This window comes from Vibrio parahaemolyticus, assembly GCF_900460535.1.
GTDB classification, from domain to species: domain Bacteria; phylum Pseudomonadota; class Gammaproteobacteria; order Enterobacterales; family Vibrionaceae; genus Vibrio; species Vibrio parahaemolyticus.
In genome coordinates this window covers 1,190,277-1,208,992 of record NZ_UHIL01000002.1, presented here as the reverse complement: position 1 = coordinate 1,208,992, position 18,716 = coordinate 1,190,277, and the positions used below count along the sequence as shown (strand labels likewise).

The following is an 18,716-nucleotide window of genomic DNA, read 5'->3' as shown; positions in this document are numbered from 1 at the left end:
GTACTCACTCAGCCTTGTTCACTCTGTAGTTCAACGTCTTTCACCGTTGCGCCCGGACGCACTTTTTGTAGACCATTGACGATGACTTTTTCGTTAGCCGCCAAACCAGTCAGCACAGCACGTTTCACACCGTAGGTCTGACCGAGTTCAACGTTACGACGAGACACCACGTGATCATCACCAACCACCATGACGTAGTCACCCGCTTGGTCTTGCTGAACAGCCGCCGATGGGATAAGCAAACCATCAATGGTTTTGTTGCGCAGCTTGATGGTCAAGTTGCCATATTCACCCGGCATTAGCGCGTAAGTTGGGTTATCAAATTGTGCTTCTGCTCGAATTGAGCCTGTTTCTAAATCGATCTTGTTGCCAACGGCGTAGATCTTGCCATCAAGTGGATACAATGAACCGTCTGAAAGCGTCAGTGTTAAATAAACATCCAGTTTGTCATCGTTACGATGAGCCACATCAATGGCACTTCTTACTCGGCGGTAGAGCTTCTCATCCACATCAAAGCCAAAGCGAATTGGGTCGATTTGAGTGATCGAAACAAGAGGAACGAGTTGAATTTTCGAAATACGGTCACCCACTCGGAAGTTGCTGAAACCCACGCGGCCAGAGAAAGGAGCACGCACAGAGCTAAACTCAAGATCGAGCCTTGCTGAAACCAGCGTCGCTTTCGCCTCTTCTACCGAAGCAATCGCTGCGGCGTGCGCGGCAATGGCGTCATCGTATTGCTGCTCACTGATGCTTTTATCTTTGATGAGTTTCTTCACACGTTCTGCATCACGCGTAGTTTGAACGAGTTGTGCTTTTGCTTTTTGCAACGACGCTTTTGCATACGCCAGTGCCGCTTTGTAAGGACGGTCGTCGATTTCAAACAGCAATTGGCCTTTTTCGACCATATCGCCATCTTTAAAATGAATCGCGGTTAATTCGCCACCGACTCGAGGCATAATATCAACGTCATTTACCGCTTCAGTTCGACCGATAAAAGTATGATAAGGAGTGATTTTTGTTTCGGTTAGGGTAACGGTTTCAACAGAGGGTTCTTGGGCAGTTTTCGTTGCGATATCGCCAGTTTTGCATCCTGATAGTAATGCAGAAGATATAGCAATAGATACCAACGCAAATTTATATTTGGCTTTCATGATAAACCTACTTTATGTAGAAAGTGCCCTAGCCTAAATATTTAAATATATGGATAAACACACTTTCCATTCTGGAAATAAACGAGGGAGTTAGAATTGGTAGTTAAATTCGATACGGTGATCACCATCACCGAAATTAACGTGCTCATTCCAGTTTGCAAAGTAACGAATATTTGCGCGAGGATTAATTTGATAAGACAACGCAAACTCATGAGTTAAGATATTATCTTCACCCGCGTAATAAGTATCTTTATATTGACTAGACCCTGACAGTGTATGCATATACATTGGGTTGTAGTTAATCCAGATTTTATCGGTTAATTCAATTTTTGAGTACATACCGACAACGGTGAAAATACCTGGAATTTCATAACCTTTGTCATCACCACTAAAATCATTAGCAATAGTGACACCCGCACCAGCCAAAGGAAATAGCTGCAACATACCAAACTTAGGTAGGCCTTGAATAAAGCTGTAAGATGCATCTAATTTATCGTTATCAACATCGTAGTTTACATCCAATTGACGGCCTAGACCTTTTGCGACTTCTACTTGGAAATTACGTAGTCGGAAAGAGTCAATGCTGTCATCAACATTGGCATACATTGGATCGTCATTGTCGCGAATGCCAAATAGCTCACCACCAATGCCTTTCATTTCGATGATGTTCATCGCCATGGTGCCAGGCTGGCTAGATTGGTAAGTTTGACCGATTTTGATGTTCGCGCCTTTGTCAGTAATACCAAAGCCCGCTTGGGTGTAAACCGCAAGTGGGTCAGACATATCTTGTAGTTCTTCGTCATTATTTGTCTGAGCATAAGCAGAAGACGCGAGTTGAAGGGCTGCTGCCATGATAACAACAGACGGTTTCACTAAATTCATAAAACTGTATCCATTTTAATGATTATAAAATTATTCACGTCGTGAGGTCATCATAAATAGTAAGCAACACAACTCGCTTTGGATAATATAAATTATCAAAGCAAATTTAATAATGACGAAACATTAGACGTTTTAATTAAAATAAAATAAAGCGTCGTAAAAGTTCAATCACTGCTACTTATATCTTATATAACTTGAAATTTGGTAATCTTTACGAAGAAGGGAATATTAAAACTTATGAAAATTCAATTATCATTAGAATAAATGATTAATTAAATTTACCATATAAATAAGGAGTGCAATGGTTTTAGGTGATCGCGATCAATTTTTATTTGTATCGAAAATTACTCTTCAGGTAAAGAAGAGAGTTGTAATAAATTGCAAATACCTTAATTTAATTAGCCTTGAGGTCAATTTAGAATAGTTACTCCACAATAAATTGAAAGGAAATCACACTCTGTGATTCCCTTTTATTTTCGAGTGCAAAAGCACCGATGAATTTCGTTAACTAAAAACGCAAACGATTCGCACTATTGCAGTTTCTCTATCCCCATATTGAACAGTGCAAAGCTATAAATATCTGCATTTGTCTCAATTATTTTACGCGTTGGTGTGCCAGCACCATGCCCTGCATTGGTTTCGATGCGAATCAAGGTCGGATTTGAACCCGCCTGTTTTGACTGCAACTCAGCAGCAAATTTGTAAGAGTGAGCAGGAACAACACGATCATCATGATCACCCGTTGTAATCAATGTTGCTGGGTATTCCACCCCCGCCTTTACATTGTGCACTGGCGAATAATCTTTCAGATATTGGAACATCTCTTTACTTTGCTCTGCCGTACCGTAGTCATACGCCCAACCAGCACCTGCGGTAAAAGTATGATAACGCAGCATGTCCAGTACGCCGACTGCTGGCAGCGCCACTTTAAACAACTCTGGACGTTGCGTCATAACAGCCCCCACTAACAAGCCACCATTCGATCCACCGTTAATGGCTAACTTGTTTGATGACGTTACCTTTTCATCAATTAGGTATTCAGCCGCCGCAATAAAGTCATCAAACACATTTTGCTTTTGCATTTGAATGCCAGCGTTGTGCCACTCTTTACCATACTCCCCACCGCCACGAATGTTTGCTACCGCGTAAACACCACCAAGCTCCAGCCAAGCCGCACGTGTCGGGCTAAAAGATGGTGTGAGGCTAATGTTGAAACCACCATAACCATATAGGATGGTTGGTGCGCTGCCGTCCATCGGTGTCCCTTTTTTATAGGTGATGATCATCGGCACTTTTGTTCCGTCTTTTGAGGTGTAAAACACCTGGCGAGATTCATACAAAGCTGGATCAAATGGCGCTTTAGATTTGTAGTACACCTCGCTATCACCATCTTTGATGTTCAGACGATACGTAGTGCTTGGCATCTTGTAGTTGGTGAAAGAATAGTAGACTTCGGTTTCTTCTTTTTTACCCGAGAAACCGTATGCGCTGCCAATATCAGGCAATTTGATTTCTCGGATGAGTTTGCCGTTCATGTCGTATTGCTTCACCATCGAGATCGCATCAACAATATAACTCGCAAACAAATTGCCACCCGCGGTAGAAACGCGTAACACATTCTTTGTTTCAGGAATCAAATCTTTCCAGTTTTTGGGCTGCGGCTGACTCGCATCCACCGTCACGACGCGTTTGTTCGGCGCATTAAGGTTCGTAACCAAGTACAGTTTCGTGCCTTGGTTGTCTATCACCCAAGTATCAGAGCTGGTGTTATCTAAAATGGTTTTAAGCGGGCTGTTTGGCTTACTCAGATCTTTAAAGAACAGTTTGTTCCCCGATGTCGATACGCTGGCTGAGATAAACAAGTAGCGTTCATCATCCGACGTATAACCGCCAACATAACGGTATTTCTCTTCCTCAAACCCGCCGAAAATCAGCTGGTCTTCACTTTGTTTTGTTCCAAGGGTATGAAAGTAGAGCTTGTGTTGATCTGTCTTCGCGGAGAGTTCACTCCCCTGTGGCTTGTCATAACTTGAGTAATAGAAGCCTTGATTGCCGAGCCAACTGATGTCGCTGAACTTAATATCCACCAGCGTTTCGCCGACGGGCTTTTTGGTTTCTGTCTCTAGAACTATGACTTTTCGCCAATCGCTACCGCCTTCCGAAATGCTGTATGCAACTAAAGATCCATCTCGTGAAAAGCTCACTCCCGCTAACGATGTGGTGCCATCTTCACTAAAAGTATTTGGATCGAGGAAAATTTCTGCTTCACCATCACCTAGCTGCCGATAAAGCACGTCTTGGTTTTGTAACCCGTCATTTTTGTAGAAGTAAGTGAACTCACCCTCTTTGAACGGTTGGCTTTGTTTTTCGTAATCCATGAGCTTAGTAATGCGCTCTTCAATCTGCTTGCGGTAAGGGATTTTCGACAGATAATCAAACGTCACTGCATTTTGTGCCTTCACCCATTCTGCGGTTTCTGGGCTGAGATCGTCTTCCAACCAGCGATAAGGATCACTCACTTTTGTACCAAAGTAGTCATCGACAACATCCACTTTTTGTGTGGTTGGGTACGTGATGGCTTTCGGGTTTACCTGTTCAACCGACGACTGCGCCGCTTCATTTGCATGCGCCACAGACAACACACTTCCGAGTGCGAGAGCCGTTGCGAATGCTAGGGTGTTCTTTTTCATGAAATTCCTTTTTATTTTTCTGTTGTCTTTTTGTGCAATACATCAGAACTCTACTATATATCGACAAAATGAATCTAATTTCATTAAACGAGTTGTGAAAGCCATCCTAACTCCCTCATTTCCCGCCAATTCTACATATCGGTAAGTGGCGGTGTAGAGCTTAGGAACAACGCTGAAGAGCTACGATGGCGTTTACTCTCTTTCGTTTAATTCAGTTCGATTTGACGCAAAACCCCAGACTCAGAAGCGAAATCTTGGTCGTGACTAATCAGAACAAATCCACCTTTGTATGTATTTAACGCCTGACTAAGCATTATTTTTGACTCGAGATCGAGATGATTATCTGGCTCATCAAGCAGCAGCAAAGGCTGGGAGTGTTGATGGCTGACGATCAGCATTGCGAGCTTCATCTTCTCGCCACCACTGAGTATGCATCCCAACCGAAACACAGCGTCTCGACGAAAACCGATCCCCGCCAATAAGGTTCTCGCTTCACTTTCCGTCATCTCTTGGCAGGTCTCCATTACGTTCTCAAGTAACGAAAGATTTGGATTCACTGCGCCAAAGTGTTGGTCGAGATAATACAAGGGTGTATTCACTTGCAGCTCACCACTCAGCAACGACAACTCGCCAAGCAACGTCTTTAACAAGGTTGACTTTCCGCAGCCATTTTTCCCTCTGAGATGGACTTTATCGTTCGCAAAAATCTGCAAAGTGATAGGAGTAGAATCCCCAAAAGGCAATATACCTTCTTGTATCGACAACACTTTTCGCGAACGGTTCGGATTATCTGCAAGATAAAGCTTTTGCGCTTTGAGCTGCTCATGTCGCGATAGCAACGCCTGTTCTTTGGCTTGTAAATGCGCTTGTCTGAGTTGCTCATTCTTATTGCGATTTGAGGCGCTGGCGGTCGCGCTATCCTTTTTTCCATCAAGCAAAATTTTGGGCTGACTGCCGTCTTTGCGCAGTTTGTTCCCTTGCGCGGCGCGTTGGTCTGCTTTTTCGCGATTTTTCTGGGCTTGCTCGGCTAATCGTTTTTTCTGTTTATCGACTTGCGCTAACTGCCTCTCGACCGCTTGCAGTTCAGTGCGTTTTTGCTCGGCATACACATCGTAATCTCCACCAAAAACCTGTAAACCTAGGGCCGATAGTTCCCAAATTTCCTCCATTGCTCGCAGCAGCTCACGATCGTGACTAATGAGTAAAATCGCGCCGCCGAAATGAGTCATAGACTCTATCAGCCATTGTTTCGCCTCGGTATCGAGGTGATTGGATGGCTCATCGAGAATCAAAAGTTCCGTTTCGTTTTCAAACAACTGCCATAACTGCAAACGCGCCAACTGACCACCACTGAGCCGAGCACAAGAGAAATCAGGGTCTTGCGGCAAGCCCATCGCAGCAAGCTGCTGTTTGAGTTTCAGTTCAATACCCCACTGTTCGCCAACCAGTTCGAACCAATGCTCAGAAACATCACCTTGTTCAATCTGCTTCAAAGCATGCAAGACCGAGTCTGTTCCCAGAAACTGGGCGATCGATTGCTGACCTGAAAGCAGATCAGACGGCTGCTGGCGATACATCATGAAAGAAGAGGGAGAAGTCACAACACCGCTGGCTGGCTGAGTTTCGCCTGCCAAAATGGAAGCCAAAAGCGACTTACCGATGCCATTGCGCCCAATCAAACCAACACGTCGTTTAGTCATGGAACAAGAAATAGACTGAAATAGCGTCTCGCCATTATCAAACTGATGGCTAACATTAAAAGCTTGTAAAACTGGCATAATTTGCCTCCTGTATGACAGGGACAACAGCCGTAGCTATGATTTGAGATTGCAACAAAACGCGTGCACAAACGTATTAAGCTCTATGTAAAGCTCGACGATAAACGTCAAATCAGAAAGTCGTCTTGTTGCAAAGAAATATCGGAAAGTGAGCTACGCCTACTAACCCTGCAGATCCAAAAAATAAGTAAAAATATGGATGACAGGTTTAGTTCTTCATGTTGGCGTAATCTCCTAGAGAAATGATACGCAAAGTGTAGCGGCTTTTTTGTTCAAAACGCAAGCTTTCTAACCAAATGAGTACAAAGAGAAAGTTTCACAGCAAGTTGTTATATCGTATTAACTTTTTAACAAAACTTTGAACAATTTCGAGATCTTATCAACACAATTTTTGCCCAAGCCATACTATGCTTAGGGTAAAGATAATCCACATAAGGGCGTGGTTATGAAATACAAACATATCCTTGTTGCACTGGAACTGTCAGATGAAAGCACCGTGCTTATCGACAGAGCGGTATCAATGGCAAACTATCTCGACTCCGATATCTCCTTTATCCATATTGATGGTACGCACGGAGAAATCTATCGCGAGCTTGTAGACATTAAAGAGAACCCGGATCAAAGGCCGTTGAATGAGCATTCAATGGAATGTTTAAGAACATTCAGTGATTACATGGACTACCCACTTAAACACTTCTTTGTAGGCACAGGTGATTTAGCTGATAAATTGGAAGTCACCATTAAAGAACAAGAAGTGGATCTGTTGATTTGTGGTCACCACCAAGATTTCTGGAGCAAGATCATTTCTTACTCAAGACACCTAATCAACAAATCACCCGTTGATATTTTAGTGGTGCCTATTCACGAATAAATTGGCGTGATCATGAAATAGCCCCACGGGCTCAGAGAACTTGTCTCATTTTATAAAACCACCAACTTGTTTGGTGGTTTTTTATTAATACATCATCAGTTTATCTATTCCTACATGGTAGATAGGTTAACGTTTATGCGTTACATTTTGTAACTGACCGAGACGGACATAGCACGTCAGTCTCTTCACCCACCTTCTCCATTCGGATAAGGCCATGCTGAAAGCAAGGATCCCTATGACAAATAAAAAAGTACTGATTCTCTTTGCTCATCCTTCCCAGCATCGTTCAGAAGTGAATACTCCACTTTTCAAAGAAGCTCAAAAAATCGAAGGCGTGACATGCGTTGACTTGTACGGTGAGTACCCTCGTTTCAACATCAATATCGACCGAGAACAACAACGCCTTCGTGAACATGATGTGGTGATTTTCCAATTCCCGCTTTACTGGTACTCAACACCAGCGATTTTGAAAGAATGGCAAGATTTGGTGTTGGAATACGGCTTTGCATATGGCACCGAAGGAACCGAACTGCAAGGCAAAACCATGCTGTGCGTGCTTTCTGCCGGCGGCAAAGAAGAAGCCTACAAAGCCGAAGGCTACAACCATTTTACGATTCGGGAACTGCTCGCTCCTATCGAGCAAATGTCCGCACTCACGGGCATGCACTATATTGCGCCTCTTGCTTTGTTTGGTTCGCGTACCGCAGCCGAAGAAGGTCGTATCCCGCGCCATATTGAACGCTATAAAAAGCTCTTAACGGCACTGGTCGAAGACCGATTGGATGTCGAGGCCGCCGCTTCGCTCATTAAACTTAACAGTGCATTGCCGAAGCTCATCAAGGAGGCGTCATGACAGGAATATTCTTACAAGCCTTTGTGTACCTTGTAGCCGCCGTTATCGCGGTTCCGTTAGCAAAACGCTTAGGTTTAGGCTCTGTACTGGGCTACCTAATTGCCGGCGTGGTGATTGGCCCAATCATCGGCCTAGTAGGCGAAGAGACCACAACGATCCAACATTTTGCGGAATTTGGCGTTGTAATGATGCTGTTTCTTGTTGGTTTAGAACTCGAACCTAAAATGCTGTGGGCGATGCGTAATCGCTTGATGGGGTTAGGTGGCTTGCAAGTTGGCGGCACTGTCGCCGCGATTATGGGTATCGCCTTGTACTTTGAGCAACCTTGGACGATTGCTCTGGCGATTGGCCTAATTTTTGCGCTGTCATCAACCGCCATTGTGCTGCAAACCTTTAGCGAAAAAGGGCTAACCAAAACAGAAGGTGGTAAAAACGCGTTTTCTGTTCTGCTCTTTCAAGATATCGCTGTTATCCCGATGTTGGCCTTTATTCCATTGTTGGCCCTGCCGGAGTTAGTCGAACAAGCACAAAATGCCGTTCAAACTGCTGCGCAGCATCATGACGATTTAAACCTCGTGGCCGATTTGCCGGGCTGGGCATACGGAATTGTCATCACTGCATCGATTGCAATTGTTGTGGTTGGCGGACACTTTTTAAGCCGCCCGTTACTTAAGTACGTGGCGAGCTCTGGTTTGCGCGAAATCTTTACGGCGACCGCGCTCATGCTGGTGATTGGCATCGCTGCGCTGATGAGTTTAGTGGGCTTGTCTCCTGCGCTTGGAACCTTCTTGGCTGGCGTTGTATTGGCAAACAGTGAATTCCGCCACGAGTTAGAGTCCAACATCGAACCATTTAAAGGTTTATTGCTAGGTCTGTTCTTTATTACCGTTGGCGCGGGAATCAACTTCTCGGTTCTATTTGGTGATTTCTGGCTGATCATGGCGCTGACCATTGGCGTGATGGTATTGAAAGCCTTGGTGCTGTTTATTCTCGCGCTGATATTTAGAGTGAAAGGCAGCAACCGCTGGCTGTTTACCCTAAGCTTGGCTCAAGCGGGTGAATTTGGTTTTGTGTTGCTAAGCTTCTCTGTGCAAAACCACGTCATTCCGTTTGAACTCTCGCAAACTCTTGCACTGGTCGTTGCGATTTCAATGTTCCTGACCCCGGGCTTGTTCATTTTGTTTGATCGGGTGATTTTGCCTCGCTTTGAAACCCAATCGAATGAACGCGAAAGCGATACGATTGAAGAAACTGGCACAGTCATCATTGCTGGTATTGGCCGCTTTGGTCAGATTGTGAATCGCCTATTAGTATCAAACGGCGTAACAACGGTAGTGCTTGACCATCAAGCCAACCAAGTCGATAACATGCGCCAGATTGGCACTCGTGCCTATTTTGGTGACGCTACCCGACCAGATATGCTGCACACGGCAGGTATCGAGCATGCGGCTGCGTTGGTCGTCGCGATTGATAACCAAGAATCGAGTGTGGAACTGGTGAAATACGTGAAGCACACCTACCCGAAAGTGAAAATCATCGCACGCGCTTTCGACCGCGGTCATGGTTACTTGCTGCGTCAAGCTGGCGCCGATGTGATCGAATCGGAAACTTATCACTCGGCACTGGAAATGGGTGGACATGCCATGAAAGCGTTGGGCATTCACCCATTCTTTGTTGAACAGCAAAAAGACACTTACAAGCGCGTAGAAGCTCGTAAATCTGAAATGTTATATCAAGCGTGGGAAGATGATTCGGAAGGTGAGCGCTTCGATAACAACTTCCGCGAGCTATTCATCCAGCTCGAAGAGAAAATGGCGGAAGAGATGCGCAAAGATCGTCACGATAAGTTATCGCGTTCTGAGCGAGGCTGGACGCCACCGCCAAAAGGTTACGCTGAAAACTTTGACGGTGAAAACGTGCAAGATATTACGCCACCAAAAGAAGAAGCGATTTAACGCAAAAACAGAAATACAAAAACCTCCCACCATTGGGAGGTTTTTTGTCGGTTGTACGTCAGCACGCCGCCCTAAATCACCACAGTGACTTTCATCCATAATGAAAGCTACATGAGGTCATTCATCAAAATCTCATACTCTTCATTCGCTTCTTCAACTAAATGAGAAAGCTCTAACGCGTCGGTAACTGCAAGATTGAACTGCCACGGGGTTGCGTCTTCTTTGCCACAAATTCGAGTTTCACACCCACGACTTTCAAAAGATAAATCATCAAACTCGGTCGTATGACGCTCTTCAAGTTCGATAATTTCAACTTCCAATCTTCCAACAGGGTTTACTTTAACGTGCGCGTGTAACTCTGAACTGCTAGACAAACAATAATCTCGATGAACTGCAATCATGGCCGCCTCCTTGTTCTGCCAACTGACAACTCATCAAAGAGTGTAGGAGAGGAAGTTTGAACGTGGGGTGAAATAATAATGAAGATTGATCTGTCTCATTGGAGGAGACAATTTTTGTCATCACAGTATGAGTCGGTATGAAACTCGCCTGAAATCACACAGAGTCAAACCAGAAAAGTTGGCATTCAAGGCGAGTTTCCCTATTATCGAAACACATTTAACGTTGGTCAGTTTAGAGGTCAGTATGGAGCTAGAAGCCGTCGCTAAAGCATTAAAAGAATTAGGGCACCCTACCCGTCTATGCATTTATAAAGAAGTCGTTAAAGCGGGCTACAAAGGCATTGCGGTAGGCGGTGTGCAAGAAAAACTCGGTATTCCTGCATCCACACTTTCTCATCATATTTCCAGTTTAGCCTCTGCAGGACTCATTACTCAGCGCCGTGAAGGCCGTATTCTTTTTTGTGTTGCTGAATACGAATGTTTGGACGATGTCATCGACTTTCTTCGTGCCGAATGTTGCGTGAATGAATGCCAATAACGGCTTTGACGATTCATATAAAAACGAGCTCCTATTGAGCTCATTTTTATTGTCTTCTGTCGCCGCTTTTATTTTTGCACCAATAACATGAACGACTTTGCCGGAACCTTCAGTTCTATCCCGGCTTTAACGCTTTGATCTGACATCAAATCGAACCAATCACACTCTGTCTTTAGCGATAGCGATTGTGCGCGCGTGGATTTGTTTAGCACTACAATGCCTTTCTCTCCGCGTTTTAGCACTAGCATATCGTCATTCCCTTCCAGTACCGTCATTGATTCGCCATGAGTCACATTATGGAACGCGATCATCTTCGCCATACGAGGATCATTCCAAGCGTCTTTCCATCTTGGCTTTCCGTTTTTGTTCTTAATGCCGCTGGTATCCAAATCGGTATAAACCAAAGGCACGCCGCCATCGCGACCAAGAATGTAGGCATAAGCGATCCACTCATCCTCTTCATCCATTATCAAATCGAGAAAGACGTCGTTGTTGGGAATATCATGCGTCACCACAAAAGTGATGGCTCGACCGTTTGAAAGCGCTTGGCCAAAACAGTAAGGGTCAATCAGAGACTTGAAACTGCCTTTTTTTGAAAATGCTTTAAAGATGGTCGAAAACAGCGGGAAATCATACGCACCTAAACGGGTTTCTTGTAAATACGGCTCAAGAAACAGTTGATACTCTTCTTCTGTTGCACCGCCATCGGTAATGATTTCCCCAAAAATATGCACGTCTTGGGTTATGTCGTCTGTCCATACGCGTTTTAAGTGTTCAAGCGTCATGTGCTTCGCGGCATCAATACGGAAGCCTTTCACACCTATCGCTTTCAATGCTTTTAAGTAAGCTCGCTGCTGCTCGACAACATGTTCACAAACGCGAAGGGTTGGTAAACCAGGATCGGTTGGCCCACCTGTAATTCGGCCATTTTGGACCTGCCATTTATCTTTCCAGTCTTTGATACCAAACGCTTCAACAAAATCTTCTTCGCTAAATAGCGGTTTGGATAAATCGCCGAAAAGCTTTAAAGACTGATATTTATGTTCGTCTTGTCGGTATTGATCTAATACGTCCTGACGAGGATATTGCAGATCACGGCGTAAATGTGCTTCGTTAGCCATGTGGTTAAACACCACATCGGCGTATACCAAAACGCCTACGCGTTCGAGCTCGCGAACCATATAGATGAAGTCTTGGGTGTCACCGAGCGCGTTGTCGATAACACGGTAATCTTGTGGTTGATAGCGCTGCCACCAACGTTCATCGTGGGCGCTTTTCATTGGTGGCGAAACCAGCACCGAGCCATAACCTAGCTCGTGGATTTCATTTGCTCGTTGGGCAATGTCAGCGTACTTCCAATCAAAGGCGTGCAAAATCACGTTTGCACCTGCTGATTGCGTTTCCTGTAAGCCACTCATGTTGTTCTCCTACTCGTTTCCACTCACGATTACTTGTTTGGTTGTTTTGTGTGAATGAACTCAATAGTCGAAATTATAAAAGCTATTCGCGATACGCCCTCACCCTTTTGCGCTTAACTCAAGGCTGAAAATCGAGGCGTAGATACGCCCTGCCTAGCACAATGAGAGTCTGTGAATCTCCTCCAGTCGATGACAGCTCTTGCCATCCGCAAACAAAACAAAAATAAGTCATTGTTTTTATTTATATAAAATCCAAACACAAACTCCAAGCAACAAAACCTTATGTACGCCCTAACCCACTCGCTGTAAATGAGTAGGTTATAAAATGCGTTGACGTAACAAATAGTTAAGAAAAGCAAACTGGCAACTAGATCACGTTTGGTGAGAAGGGATTGGCGTCGAAAAGTGTGTTGAGGAAACGCAGAAACAAAAACGGCCCTTGGGGTATTGGGCCGTGATAAAGACAACGAAGTAGATTAGCGTTCTGGTGTTTCCAGAAGTTTAACGGCGCAATCCACAGCGTTGTTGATACCTTGACTGCTCTCAAGCTTACCTGAACTCGCAGGCCCAAGGGCACAAGAGTACAAAGCCAGTTGCTTATCGAACGGCAGATCCAACTGTTCATATAGGTTTTGTCGGATACGTGCATGTTGTTCTGGTTCTTGGCTTGCAAGGCTAATCAACGTGTCATAAATAAGCGTTTTCATGTCATTCCCTTTAATTTTATTGCACGGGGTGCATATATATTGTATCCGTTTAGAAACCACAAATCAGAAGCTAGGTCACAGAACGCGGCGCTAAAAAAGATTATGTGAGAAGGATATGCCAACACAAAATTGAGACGCTTTCGACAAAAATTGACAGATACATCTCGAAATCATGCAAACGTTTGGTATTTAACACTGTTTGAATACAACCAAAAGCAGGAAAAACGAACACGCCGCCAAAAATGGCGGCGTGTTTTTTTGTGTTACGAAACTAACTTAACGTCGATTAGAAGAAATAAACCAACATCTCTACATCATCACCTTGTTGAGGGGCTTGAAGAGAAAAGTGCACATAGCCCGCTTCAGTCACTGGGATAGCAAGATATTCGTTGCTGCCCGCATAGTTTGATGCGTACTCGTGTTGCTCTGCTGTCGGCCAGTGTTTGCGGCTTGCGTACAAGTCCACATTACCAGCGCCGTATGGGTCGTTCGCATTTGATTGGCTCGACATCCAAACGCGTACTTCTTTCACGCCTTCAGGCACATAAACGGCGGCATAACGCTGCTGATGAACCGTTAGCACTTTCGCTTCTCCTGATTCCAAAACCACAGGAGCTAAATCGTCTTGCACTTGTGTTGGTGGCGTTTGCGCTTCAACTTCTAACGCAGCCACAAGGTTTACGGAGTCGTAGCTATCACGCCCTGTTAAACTGATGTAGTAACGGCCTGCTTTAACGTAACCATTTTGCTCTGGCGCAAATTGAATCTCTTCATTGCTACCGTCCGCGTACTGGCTCATTTCGAAGTCGTAGTAATGCGCCACTTTGTTGTAGCTCATGTAAAGGTCGGCATCACCCGCTCCTTCAATAGAGACATTAAAGCGAACGGTGTTAGCAGGCACGTCAACATAGAACAGTTTTTCGCTATATGCTTCGCCACTCAGTTGAAGGCTTTGGTTCGCCGCCAGCTCCGTCACTTGCACTTCAGGTTCTGTTGGTTCGCTTGGCTCTTCTGGGTCCGTTCCTGGTTGCTCCGGTTCAACTACCGCTTCTAACGTATCCAACCAACGCTCAAATTCCGCATCGTATTGTTGACCAAGCACAGTAACCTGCTGCGCCCATTGTGCAAACTGACCTGAACGAGACAACGCCAACAAGCTCTCTACATCTTGAGGGTGGTTTTCTAGCATGAAGCGAACCGCCAAGTAGCCCCAACGGTAAATGCGGTTACTATCGTGCGAGTATGTGGTGTCAAACACGGTTGAAAGGCTCAGTTTGCCACTTGGGATCAGATCGATCGCGGCCTTGTAACCTTGTTTGTAATGCATGTATTCCGCAAAGCCTTCCAGCCACCAAACGATATGACCATGAGCTAAGTTGTCGCTGAATGAACCGTATTGGTTGAAACGTGCATCCAAGTAGTGAGTGTACTCGTGCTCAAGGTTCAAAATAGATAGATCTTCGCCATTCGCGTAGCGATAAGCCACGAAACGCGCCGTATTATCGGCTCTTGACGGGGTCCCCTCTAAGTACTGACCACCGTTATCCGTTGTATTGCCAAACAGGAATGAAGAGTAATCAACGTAGCTGTCGTTGCTTGCAAACACCGCGACTTCAACACGATCGTTCAAGTCATCCGACACTGGTTGATTGCCAGTATTCGCAACTTGATGGAAGTCTGCTTCTTTCGCAGCAAGCACTTCACACGCTTTCGCAGCTTGAGCATCGGTGAGATCTTCAGAGCGAATGATGGCAGGTCCCTGACATTCGAAACGATGTGGCATCACGCGTGCTGCTAGATCTTGCTTCGCTTGCTCTAGGTTTAGACCATTCAAACCCTCAGGCGCGTAGTAACTCATCATCTCAACGGCGGCAAGCCACAGTTTGTCGTGCTCACTGCCCAATGGGTAACGCTGCATCACTTGCTGCATAACAGCCAATGCTTTGCGTTTGGTTTCTTGATCTGGGCTCGCAAGTAGACGACCAGTTTCACGTAATGCATTGAAAACGATGAAATTTGCATCTGTGTCTAACGCCCATGCATTGTCAGAAGCGAATCGCGCTAACGTATCAATATGGTGAGTGTTGTTTGCCATGTAGCGGTAGAACGCATCGTTCGCCGCGTGACCTGCCATAGAGCGGAACAAGTTGTTCAGGCCATCAACCCATTGGGTGTCTTTCGCGGTGTCACGATTAAAGTGCATCAACGCTGCCATCATGCTATCCATGGTCAGCGGCAACTGCTTCACGTTATCAACCATCAAAGTCAGGCTCTTCATTGCACCAACTTGCTCGCGACCTTGATCCAAAGCATGAGGGTTGTTAAGGAACAGGTTCGTTGACTGAGCAAAACGCTGACTCAATGCTTCTGAAAACTCAGGTGTGCCAGTGCCAGCGTTGTAACGAACGTAATACGCCGCACGAATAAATTCGCCTAGATTTTCTAGAACGCGAGCTTGTTCTGCTTCACCACGATAGCGTGCAATTTCTTGATCCAACGCGACTTGAATGCGACTTAAACTTGCTTCGCTATAAATATCATTCAGCGTTGCTGAAGGCGCAGAGAACCAAGCGTGGTAGCAATCATATTCAGCGCCAGAAACGGCAGCGGCCAAATCACGCGATTGTTGTAAATCAGCAACAGCACACTGATTTTGGGCAAAAGAGAAGCTAGAAACACTCGCTAACATGCAAGCAAGCGCCAAACGATGACGCGGGAAAAAACGGATATGAGACATAACAACACTCATTGATTATAAAAATAAATTGAGTGGGGTTTATATTCCTTACAGCTCAAACAGTGAAATCAGTATCATAAAATTTATGAAACCGATCCCAAAAATAGACTTATTACTCTAATTTAATGGGACCAATCCCACACAGGAAGATTCAATAATTATTAATAAAAACATTAATTTACCTTTTTCTAAATAAGTCAACATGAGTCAAAAGTGACTCAAAAAATGAAATTTATCGCACCAGACCAAAAAGTTAGTTATTAGCTCAACTGAGAACCATTGAAAACGAGTTTTCATTATGAGACATGAACCAAATAAGCATCAAAACACATATATGAAAGCAATGGATGATGGTAAATTCTCGCCACACGTCGTGCCTAATACTCTATTGCATAATGACATCATCCTTTTTTGTCGAAACGTAATATCAATGAGAGTAAAACCTGCATCGAGCAAATCACGGCACTGAACTAGGACTACATATCCCCTTCCATCACACCAGAAAGAAGTGGGACTTAAAAGGATCAGAAACCATGTCACTTTGGGGATTTTTAGGAGCGGGGCTTGCTTACTTATTAATGACGTTTGCCTTTGTTTTTGGCGGCATTTTTTGGTTATGTGCGGAAGGTAATACATTAAGAGAAACAAAACGCCAATCATCGATAATGTCAGGGATTACTGTTTGCACTATGGGAACTTGGGTGATTGCATTTAGTATTTATATTTACGGTTACTTTTGGGATAACTCTTCTCACTATTATTTTTACTTGCTCGCTCCATGGCCTCTTGCCATTTTAGGCATAACACTTCGTAACCATTGGGTTAGCCAATACGCAAGTGTAAAACAAGAAAAAAATGAAAAGTGGCAAAGGCACTGGAGAGAAATATTAGGCGAAGATACTGAAGATCTTCCACCGTATCGATATGACTACGGGCTCTACTCAGGCATTTGGCAAGCCAATGAAGCACTCAGAGAGCAGTGCTTTGCAGCTCTTACTCACGGGAATTCAGTCTATGAGAGAGTAAAGGCTTTTCAAAAAATGACTACTCACGAGCACAACATCGATGATCAAATTTTGCTGAGTAAACTCGCCCAATTAGAGAATGAAATTATCCAAGCACTAGAACAACACTCGCAAAAAAACGTAAGTATTGAAACAGGCTCAGGTACTTTATGCAAAGAGTCAAAACGCAATGTTTATCGCCATGAGAATGGCCCAACAGAAGAACAACTGTACGACTCAATCAATCTCCAACATGATTTGGATCGAGAGCTACGTAACATTATCTATGGCAGTCTTGGTGACGATGGCTTGGATGAATACTTTTTCCTCCGAGCGCCACTCGAAGAGCTTACCGAGAATGAAACCGCAATCAACTGGATGCTCTGGGGTTTAGTAAGCAACCATTTTGACGTTGACCCATACCAAACGGCGTTGGAGCTCAATTTAATGAATGCGGAACCAAGATGGGGACAAGATGAGCGGTTTGTGGTGGTGACAACGGCAGTTTGAACGACTTTACGCGTTGATTACTAGAACGCCCTAAAGCTGAAAATATTGCCCTGCCCGATAAACAACCAACTTATTGACTACAAGCTCATTTATCATAATCGAGATAAGCACAACGTTGCTCATCAAGCACTTAGGAGGTGCATTCGTCACGATCTCATCCAGAGCTTTTATCGGCTTCATGAGACATCGTAAAGAACTGTGCTTCCCATTTCTGCGTATATACTTTCTATCAACAGATGCCTTTTCAGAGAGTAGTTATGTTAGAAGAACGACTTTATGAACGTTATCTGCCTGGGTACTTAGAAAGTAATAGTGAAGAAGAAAAGCAGCGCCTATGGCAGCAAGCTGACCCTAACACGATTTATCAGCTCAATAGCGATTTACAAAAACTGCACGGTGAGGGTAACGACCTCATATCTTTTAGTGACCCCCATCGTTCGCACCTCCCGATCACCGCTTGGCCGGACATGCTATCGGCCGACATTGCCTTTTGGCGCAAGCACCAACACTGGTTGTTGCAAAGTAATGATCCGGTCACTGCAACTAATGAAGACGACTTGAGCGTGAATTATAAAATTCCGCTCAATTACATCAATCAATACAATGGTGAACATTTACGCCTGTTCTACGGGTCTCGCCTCGTTTATGCGAGATTGTTCAGTGCCCTGCACTACATTTTGAATCACGTTAAATCGGTGATCGAAGATTGGAGCCACGATCGCTACCCCTATCAATTACCCATAGAACTGTACACACCAACGACAAGTGAGCCGCAATCGGCAGTACGAAATACATATCACCATTTCAATAGTGCTAACTATCAATCACTTAAAAACTATTTCCAGCAGCACTATTCAAGTTGGATTGAAGAGCAGTATCTCAATTGGATGTTCGAACTCAACACACAACTTAATCACCAAACCGCCGCAACTTACATCATTGAATACGAGGATGAACTTGGCATTCCGCGTGTCGACTTTATTTGCAAAAACGAAAACACTTTGCGGATGATTCGCCCCGCTCATTTTGTTGAAGACATGCGACAAATGGTGAGCTCGACCGATTATCTTGATCACCAAGTACAACAAGTCGCGCTCAGAATCGAACGGCAATGCCGAGCGAAAGGATGGTAGATAAAGGCAGGAACAACGTTAGGGAAATTCGAACAACAAAAAGCCATCTTCTAAGCTTGATCATTAGAACGAGAAGTTTGAACGGCGA

General features: G+C 44.5%; 14 protein-coding genes. 6 read left to right on the top strand and 8 right to left on the bottom strand.

The features are described 5' to 3' along the window. Positions 1-8: 8 nt before the first annotated feature. From vmeP to DYB02_RS22545, 4 genes are all read right to left on the bottom strand, one after another. Complete coding sequence (vmeP, locus tag DYB02_RS22560; protein ID WP_029804073.1) at positions 9-1,151, bottom strand: efflux RND transporter periplasmic adaptor subunit VmeP; 1,143 nt, start codon at positions 1,149-1,151, stop codon at positions 9-11. 90 nt (positions 1,152-1,241) lie between these two features. Further along, positions 1,242-2,033, bottom strand: coding sequence for a hypothetical protein (locus tag DYB02_RS22555; RefSeq protein WP_029804075.1), 792 nt, complete (start codon positions 2,031-2,033; stop codon positions 1,242-1,244). Positions 2,034-2,563: 530 nt separating this feature from the next. Then, positions 2,564-4,723 carry a prolyl oligopeptidase family serine peptidase gene (locus DYB02_RS22550; protein ID WP_029804077.1) on the bottom strand — a complete coding sequence of 720 codons (2,160 nt, stop codon included), beginning with the start codon at positions 4,721-4,723 and terminating at the stop codon, positions 2,564-2,566. 206 nt (positions 4,724-4,929) lie between these two features. Beyond that, the gene (locus tag DYB02_RS22545) at positions 4,930-6,501 is read right to left on the bottom strand and encodes an ATP-binding cassette domain-containing protein (RefSeq protein WP_029804079.1); all 1,572 of its coding nucleotides are present in this window, start codon (positions 6,499-6,501) and stop codon (positions 4,930-4,932) included. 445 nt (positions 6,502-6,946) lie between these two features. On the opposite strand from DYB02_RS22545, the gene DYB02_RS22540 reads away from it, so the two are divergent. The 3 genes from DYB02_RS22540 to DYB02_RS22530 all read left to right on the top strand — a co-directional run bounded on the left by DYB02_RS22540 (position 6,947) and on the right by DYB02_RS22530 (position 10,180). After that, the gene (locus tag DYB02_RS22540) at positions 6,947-7,372 is read left to right on the top strand and encodes a universal stress protein (protein WP_005459700.1); all 426 of its coding nucleotides are present in this window, start codon (positions 6,947-6,949) and stop codon (positions 7,370-7,372) included. 235 nt (positions 7,373-7,607) lie between these two features. Then, positions 7,608-8,225: an NAD(P)H-dependent oxidoreductase gene (locus DYB02_RS22535; RefSeq protein ID WP_029804080.1), complete on the top strand. Its 618-nt coding sequence runs from the start codon at positions 7,608-7,610 to the stop codon at positions 8,223-8,225. Then, positions 8,222-10,180 carry a monovalent cation:proton antiporter-2 (CPA2) family protein gene (locus tag DYB02_RS22530; protein ID WP_005479240.1) on the top strand — a complete coding sequence of 653 codons (1,959 nt, stop codon included), beginning with the start codon at positions 8,222-8,224 and terminating at the stop codon, positions 10,178-10,180. The genes DYB02_RS22535 and DYB02_RS22530 overlap by 4 nt, the downstream gene beginning before the upstream one ends. Before the next feature lie 107 nt (positions 10,181-10,287). On the opposite strand, the gene DYB02_RS22525 is transcribed toward DYB02_RS22530, so the two are convergent. Further along, positions 10,288-10,581 carry a hypothetical protein gene (locus DYB02_RS22525; protein WP_005459692.1) on the bottom strand — a complete coding sequence of 98 codons (294 nt, stop codon included), beginning with the start codon at positions 10,579-10,581 and terminating at the stop codon, positions 10,288-10,290. A 244-nt stretch (positions 10,582-10,825) separates the two neighbouring features. Here DYB02_RS22525 and DYB02_RS25785 point away from each other — a divergent pair, with 244 nt between their 5' ends. After that, a complete protein-coding gene (locus DYB02_RS25785; protein WP_005459687.1) occupies positions 10,826-11,119 on the top strand; it encodes an ArsR/SmtB family transcription factor in 294 nt (97 codons plus the stop codon). A 68-nt stretch (positions 11,120-11,187) separates the two neighbouring features. On the opposite strand, the gene DYB02_RS22515 is transcribed toward DYB02_RS25785, so the two are convergent. The 3 genes from DYB02_RS22515 to DYB02_RS22505 all read right to left on the bottom strand — a co-directional run bounded on the left by DYB02_RS22515 (position 11,188) and on the right by DYB02_RS22505 (position 15,981). Beyond that, positions 11,188-12,537 carry an alpha-amylase family protein gene (locus DYB02_RS22515; RefSeq protein ID WP_021486949.1) on the bottom strand — a complete coding sequence of 450 codons (1,350 nt, stop codon included), beginning with the start codon at positions 12,535-12,537 and terminating at the stop codon, positions 11,188-11,190. Between the two features lie 476 nt (positions 12,538-13,013). Next, complete coding sequence (locus DYB02_RS22510) at positions 13,014-13,244, bottom strand: PAS factor family protein (RefSeq protein WP_005479230.1); 231 nt, start codon at positions 13,242-13,244, stop codon at positions 13,014-13,016. A 286-nt stretch (positions 13,245-13,530) separates the two neighbouring features. Next, complete coding sequence (locus DYB02_RS22505; RefSeq protein WP_029805766.1) at positions 13,531-15,981, bottom strand: M9 family metallopeptidase; 2,451 nt, start codon at positions 15,979-15,981, stop codon at positions 13,531-13,533. Between the two features lie 533 nt (positions 15,982-16,514). On the opposite strand from DYB02_RS22505, the gene DYB02_RS22500 reads away from it, so the two are divergent. After that, a complete protein-coding gene (locus tag DYB02_RS22500) occupies positions 16,515-17,495 on the top strand; it encodes a hypothetical protein (protein WP_029805767.1) in 981 nt (326 codons plus the stop codon). A 257-nt stretch (positions 17,496-17,752) separates the two neighbouring features. Then, positions 17,753-18,628 (top strand): hypothetical protein, encoded by an 876-nt coding sequence (locus DYB02_RS22495; protein WP_029805768.1) that lies wholly within the window; start codon positions 17,753-17,755, stop codon positions 18,626-18,628. Positions 18,629-18,716 lie beyond the last annotated feature (88 nt).